The 6,343-nt window shown below is 68.8% G+C and carries 6 protein-coding genes; all 6 read right to left on the bottom strand.

Features of this window, described 5'->3' with window-relative positions; all coding sequences use genetic code 11:
* Positions 1 to 211 (bottom strand): aldehyde dehydrogenase family protein (locus tag LK10_RS08230; RefSeq protein ID WP_043122212.1); only part of this gene is annotated, 211 nt, incomplete at its 3' end.
* 45 nt (positions 212 to 256) lie between these two features.
* Positions 257 to 2,200 (bottom strand): 3D-(3,5/4)-trihydroxycyclohexane-1,2-dione acylhydrolase (decyclizing), encoded by a 1,944-nt coding sequence (gene iolD / locus LK10_RS08225; RefSeq protein WP_043122254.1) that lies wholly within the window; start codon positions 2,198 to 2,200, stop codon positions 257 to 259.
* A gap of 11 nt (positions 2,201 to 2,211) precedes the next feature.
* The gene (locus LK10_RS08220; RefSeq protein ID WP_231567686.1) at positions 2,212 to 3,189 is read right to left on the bottom strand and encodes a Cgl0159 family (beta/alpha)8-fold protein; all 978 of its coding nucleotides are present in this window, start codon (positions 3,187 to 3,189) and stop codon (positions 2,212 to 2,214) included.
* The gene (iolC, locus tag LK10_RS08215; RefSeq protein WP_043122208.1) at positions 3,186 to 4,175 is read right to left on the bottom strand and encodes a 5-dehydro-2-deoxygluconokinase; all 990 of its coding nucleotides are present in this window, start codon (positions 4,173 to 4,175) and stop codon (positions 3,186 to 3,188) included. Before iolC ends, LK10_RS08220 begins: the two co-directional genes overlap by 4 nt.
* Positions 4,176 to 4,320: 145 nt before the next feature.
* Positions 4,321 to 4,725, bottom strand: a complete 405-nt coding sequence (locus LK10_RS08210) for a tautomerase family protein (RefSeq protein WP_043122207.1) — start codon at positions 4,723 to 4,725, stop codon at positions 4,321 to 4,323.
* 153 nt (positions 4,726 to 4,878) lie between these two features.
* Positions 4,879 to 6,324 carry a sugar porter family MFS transporter gene (locus LK10_RS08205; protein ID WP_043122204.1) on the bottom strand — a complete coding sequence of 482 codons (1,446 nt, stop codon included), beginning with the start codon at positions 6,322 to 6,324 and terminating at the stop codon, positions 4,879 to 4,881.
* Positions 6,325 to 6,343 lie beyond the last annotated feature (19 nt).

Here is a 6,343-nt window from a genome sequence, read left to right as displayed (position 1 = left end):
GCACCGCGGTGCGCTTGGCCAGGGAGATGTCTCCCCAGGTCTCGGCGGCCTTGCGCGCGTTCGCTACCGCGGTCTCGAGGTCGGCCGCGTCCGCGAGGCGCAGCTCTCCGGTCTGCTCCCCGGTCGCGGGGTTGAACACCGGCTGGGTCCGCTCCCCGACACCATTGGTCTCTTCACCGTTGAGGAAATGCGGAATCGTCTTGACAGTCATAGTTGCTCCTTCGCAGTTAGGTCTGGGGTGCCGATGCTGTGAGGCTCAGCCGATGAGGGGCTTCTGCTGCGCCTTGTGCTCGATGTAGGTTGCGAACGCCTGCTTGGTGGACTCGAGTTCCGAGGCGCCGGAGACGGGCACGTCCCACCAGGACTCGGAGCTCGGGGCGTCGATGAGCGGGTCGGACTCGACGTGGATCAGGATCGGGCCCGAGCCCTCCGGGGCGGCCTTGGCCTTGGCGATCGCGGCCTCGAGGTCCTCGATCGCGTTCGGGCCCGGCTCGATCCGGTGGACCGTGACGCCGAGGCTCTCGGCGTTCGTGGCGAGGTCGATCGGGAGCTTCTCGCCGTCGTCGAACGTGTGGTGCGCCCTGTCCAGGGTGCGGTACTTCGTGCCGAACCGCTGCGAGCCGAGCTGCTCGGACAGCGCGCCGATCGAGGCGTACCCGTGGTTCTGGATGAGCACCACGATGAGCTTGATGCCCTCCGCGACCGCGGTGACGAGCTCCGTGTGCATCATGAGGTACGAGCCGTCCCCTACCATGACGACGACGTCGCGCGGGTCCTCGCGGTTTTCCCCGCTCGGGCCTGCCGCCGCATCCAGGGTGGCCCGCTTGACGCCGAGCCCGCCCGGGATCTCGTACCCCATGCAGGAGAACGCGTACTCGACGTGGTAGCCGAAGGGGTCCCGGATCCGCCACATCTTGTGCAGGTCGCCGGGCAGGGAACCGGCGGCGCAGATGACGACGTCGCGGGCGTCCATCGCGCGGTTGGCGGCGCCGATGATCGCGTTCTGGCTGGGCAACGGGGAGTACCGCTCGTCGAACGCCGCGTCGACGGTCGCGTCCCAGCGGGACTTCTCCGAGGCGACCGCCTGCTCGAGGTCCGCGCCCACGCGGTAGCCGCCGAGCGCCGTCGTGAGCGCCACGAGCGCCTTCCGCGCGTCGGCGACGACCGGCAGGGACGTGCCGTGCTTGTACGCGTCGATGGGGGCGACGTTGATGTTCACGAAGCGCACGTCCGGGTTCTGGAACGCCGTGCGCGAGGCCGTGGTGAAGTCCTCGTAGCGCGTGCCGATGCCGATCACGAGGTCCGCCTCGCGGGCCAGGGCGTTCGATGCGGTCGTGCCCGTCGAGCCGATCGCGCCGAGGGCCTGGGCGTGGTCCCACGGCAGGACGCCGACGCCAGCCTGCGTCCACCCGACCGGGATGCCCGTAGCCTCCGCGAACTCGCGCAGCTGATCCTGGGCGAACGCGTACAGGACGCCGCCGCCGGCCACGATGAGCGGGCGCTTCGCGGCGCGGATGGCCTCCGCGGCGCGGGCGATGTCCTCAGCCTCCGGCTCGGGCCGGCGGATGCGCCACTCGCGCTCGGAGAGGAACTCCTCCGGAACGTCGAACACCTCGGCCTGGACGTCCTGCGGAAGGGCGATCGTCACGGCGCCGGTCTCGGCCGGGTCGGTCAGGACGCGCAGGCCGTGCAGGAGCGCGGAGAAAAGCTGCTCGGGCCGGTTGACCCGGTCGAAGTACTTGGACAGTGGACGGAAGGCGTCGTTGACCGTGATGTCGTAGCCGTGCGGCTGCTCGAGCTGCTGCAGCACGGGATCGGCGGCGCGCGTGGCGAACGTGTCGCTCGGCAGGAGCAGAACCGGGAGCCGGTTCGCCGTCGCGAGGGCCGCACCGGTAAGCAGGTTGGACGAGCCCGGGCCGATCGAGGTCGAGACCGCGAACGTCTGCCGGCGGCGCGTGTGCCGGGCATACCCGACGGCCTGGTGCGCCTGGGCCTGCTCGTTCCTTCCCTGGTAGTACGGCATGAGCGTCGGGTCGACGACCTGCCACTGCTTCAGCGCCTGGCCCACGCCCGCGACGTTGCCGTGGCCGAAGATGCCGAACATCCCCGGGATCAGCCGTCCCCGGAACGTCTCCCCGCCGACCGTGTCCACGGTGTACTGCCTGCCGAGGAACTCCACGAGCGCCTGGGCGACCGTCATCCTGCGCGTCGTCACTGTGCAGCCTCCTTGCTCTTCTGCCCGAGGGGCGCGATTTCTTCGTTGCGCAGCAGCGACGCCGCCGCTGCGACGGCCCCGGCGACGTCGCCGTCGGCCGGGTACAGCAGGGTGCGCCCCACGGTGAGGCCCTGGACCCCGGGAAGGGCGAGCGCGGCACCCCACGAGGCGAACACCTCGTCCTGATGCCCGGCCGGGTCTCCGCCCAGCAGCACGGTCGGCATCGTGGTGGAAGCCATGACACGTTCCATCTCCGCCACCACGGGGAGCTTCATCCACGTGTACGCGCTCGTCGAGCCCAGCCCCGAGGCGATCGCGACCGAGCGGATCACCGCTTCCGGGGAAAGGTCGTTCGTGACCTTGCCGTCCACCCACGACGACAGGAACGGCTCGACCATCGCCACGAGCCGACGCTCGGCGAGGGAGTCGATTGCCTTCGCGGTGGCCTCGAGGATCCCCGCTGTGGCCGGATCGCCGAGGCAGATGCGCGTGAGCATCTTCCCCCCGGTCGCCCCGATCGCCTCGAGCGCGGCCGCCGTGTGTCCGGTGAAGCGGTCGTCGAACTCGTTGACGAACCCAGCGAGCCCGCCGCGGTTCATCGACCCGAACAGGAGCTTCCCGTCCAGCGCCCCGAGCAGGAGCAGGTCGTCCATGATGTCCGGGCTCGCAAGCACCCCGTCCACAGCGGGGTTCGCCAGGGCGAGCTGGAGCCGGTCGAGCAGCTCACGCCGGTCCGCCATCGCCTCCGGGCGACCCTGCGCTGCGAGCGCTCCACGGGCCGGGTGGTCGGCGGCGACGATGAAGTTCTGCTTCCCGAGCACGACGCCGGGGTGCGGCTTCCGCTCGCGGGCTGCCCGGGCGATGGCTTCCGGGTCCTCGAGCCGGATCCGGGTGAGGTGCTCGTAGCGGCGAGGATCGTCGTCGAACGCGCCTTCGGGGAGCCCGCCCACGGGAGTAGGTGTCGTCGTGGTCACTGGGCCACCGCCTCGGGGACGAGGCGGCCGCGCTCGGCGAGCAGCGAGGTGACCTCGGCCGGCGTCGGCATCGCATCGGCGCAGGAGAGGCGGGATGCGACGATCGCCCCTGCCGCGTTCGCGTAGTCGAGGACCTGGGCGAGCGGCCAGCCCGCGAGGAGACCATGGCAGAACGCCCCGCCGAAGGAATCGCCCGCGCCGAGGCCATTGAGGGTCTGCACCGCCACCGGTGCGGAGACGACGCGCTCGTCGCGGGTCTTGGCCATCACGCCTTCCGGGCCCAGCTTCACGACCGCGATCTCCACGCCCGCCACGAGGAGGCGGTCCGCCTGCTCGTCCGGCGTGCCGTGCCCGACGGCGACCGCGCACTCCTCCTCGTTGCCGATCGCGACGGTCACGTGCGGCAGGACCTTCGCGACCTGCTCGCGCGCGGCGTCCTCCGAGTCCCAGAACATCGGCCGGTAGTCCAGGTCCAGGACCGTGAACCGGCCCTCCCCCAGGCTGGCCCGCGGGCGCGCCTCGTGCGCCGCGATGTGCGCGCTCCGGCTCGGCTCCTGACAGAGCCCCGTGACCGTGGACCAGAAGATCCGCGCCCCGCGGACAGCCTCAGCATCGAGCTCCTCGGCCTTGATCTGCAGGTCCGGGGCCGTCGGGAACCGGCCGTAGAAATACAGCGGGAACTCGTGGGTCTCGGGCATGATCGCGCAGAACGTGGCGGGCGTCTGGAGCCCCGCGACCGGGGTGACGAAGCGATCGTCGACGCCGAACCTGGCCAGCTCGCGGTGGAGGTACACCCCGAACGGATCGTCCCCCGTGCGGGTGATGACGGCGGTGCGGCGCCCATGCCGGGAAGCAGCCACGGCCACGTTGGACGGCGAACCGCCCATGTACTTGCCGAAGCTCGCCACCTCCGCGAGGCCGACGCCAATGTCGTTGGGATAGATGTCGACGCTGATGCGCCCCATCGTGAGAACGTCGTAGGTCACGATCGCTGTGCCCTTCCTGCTTCGAAGCCCGGAAACCCGAGCCGGCTGCGCTGCCTGTGGCGGCGACCACAGGTCAACTCTCCTACAGATTTAATGTGCTGTCAAAAGTTTGTACTGACATGATTTGCACGCGGAAGGAACCCGCTCAGCGTGCCGGAATCCCAAGCTCACCCGTCATGTACTGAGCCCTTCCGAAGCCGAAGGACCAGTCGCCAGCCCCGTTCTCGACGTAACCGATGAAGACATCCTCGCCCGGCACGCCCGCGTCCGCCAGATTCCCCGCGATCGCCGCGAAGAGGCCTTCCTTGGCCTCCTGGCTCCGGCCCCCTTGGGTGAAGATCTGAACCATCACGACACCCGCTGAGCGGTCGAATCCGAGCCCCGCGTCCTGCGCCACGATCTGCCCAGGAGCGTGTTCGGTGATCACGTGGAAGTAGTCGCGCTCGGGGATCCGGTACTCGGCGAGGATCGCGTCGTGGATCGCCTGGCTCAGGCGGGAGAGCTGCTCAGGAGCGCGGCCTGCGTTGACATCGATGCGGACGAGAGGCATGGGAGAGACTCCTTCGAGAACTTTGTTCGTACAATACAACAATAACTAACAAAGCCCGAGTGGGTCAAGGTTTGTCCTGACAAAGTGGCGAGAACAATGCCGCCCCACACCGACCCAAGAGTCGGCGCGGGGCGACACTCGCACTGCGACCTTCTACTTCTTGTGCACCGCGTAGATCGCGCCCGTCGTGACATCCTCCTCGAGCGCTTCGAGGGTCCGCCCGCGGCTCTCTGGCACCTGAGTGATCACGAAGATCAGCGCGAGGGCGCCGACCGCCGCGAAGAGGAAGAACGTTCCGGTGATTCCCATCGCCGCCACCATCGAGGGGAAGTAGAGCGAGAGGAACCCGTTCATAACCCACAGGGCGAAGACGGCGACGCCGATGCCGAAGCCGCGCATGTGCAGCGGGAAGATCTCCGAGAGGTAGACCCAGACGGCGACGTTGAGGAACGTCTGCATCGAGCCGACGAAGGCGACGACGAGGAAGAGGATCACGAAGGGACGCGCCGGGTTGCCCGCGGGGAGCGCCATCGACGCGATGCCGATGAGGACGTGGCAGGCCGTCGTCAGTGACAGACCGGTGATGAAGGTCTTCCTGCGGTCGAGGCGATCCATCATCTTCAGGGCGATGATGCCGCCGATGACCGCGATGACCCCCGGAGCCACGTTCGCGATGAGGGCCCCGTCCTTGCTGAAGCCGGACTCGGTGAGCACGGTCTGCCCGTAGTACATGATCGAGTTGATGCCGGTCAGCTGCTGGGCCACACCGAGGCCGATCGCAACGAGCAGGATGCGGAAGAGATTCTTGTTGGAGAAGATAGCGCGCCAGCCGATCTGATGGCTCTCCCGCTCTTCCCTCGCGACGGTCTCGACGTCCGCGAGCTCCGCAACGGCACGGTCGCTCGTACGGACGGTCTGGAGCACCGCGAGCGCCTCCTGGCGTCGGCCCTTCTCGACGAGCCAGCGCGGCGACTCGGGCATCCGCAGCATGCCGAAGAACAATGCAATGGCGGGCAGTGCGCAGACGGCGAACATGATGCGCCACACGCCGCCCACATTGCCGAACACGTTGCCGATGACGGCGTTGACGACGAACGCGGCGAGCTGCCCGATCACGATCGCGAGCTCGTTGCGGCCCGCGAGCGAGCCGCGGATCTCGAAGGGTGCGAGCTCCGCGAGGAAGACCGGCACGACCGTCGAGGCGCCGCCCACGGCAAGGCCGAGGAGGATGCGGCCCACGACGAGGACATCGAAGTTCGGGGTGAACACGACCGCCAAGGTCCCGGCGAAGAACAGGACGGCGAGCAGGATGATCGTCTTGCGACGGCCCCAAGCGTCGGAGAGACGCCCGCCGAAGATCGCTCCGATCGCCGCGGCGAAGACGAGCGAGGCGGTGACGACGCCTTCCGTGAACGGGGTCAGGCCGAGTTCGGTGGACATCGGGCTGAGCGCACCGTTGATGACACCCGTGTCGTAGCCGAAGAGCAAGCCACCGAAGGTGGCGACGAGGGCGACGACGCCAAGACGCTTGCGGTAAGGACCGTCAGTCAGCGGCGGGAGCGAGGCGGCGCTCGACGCTCCGGCGTGGGCTGTAGCCATGAGGGACTCCTTTGTCGTT

Source organism: Sinomonas humi, from assembly GCF_000802235.1.
Classification (GTDB): Bacteria; Actinomycetota; Actinomycetes; order Actinomycetales; family Micrococcaceae; genus Sinomonas; species Sinomonas humi.
The sequence above is the reverse complement of the archived record's forward strand: the minus strand, read 5'-3'. Positions and strand labels throughout refer to the sequence as shown.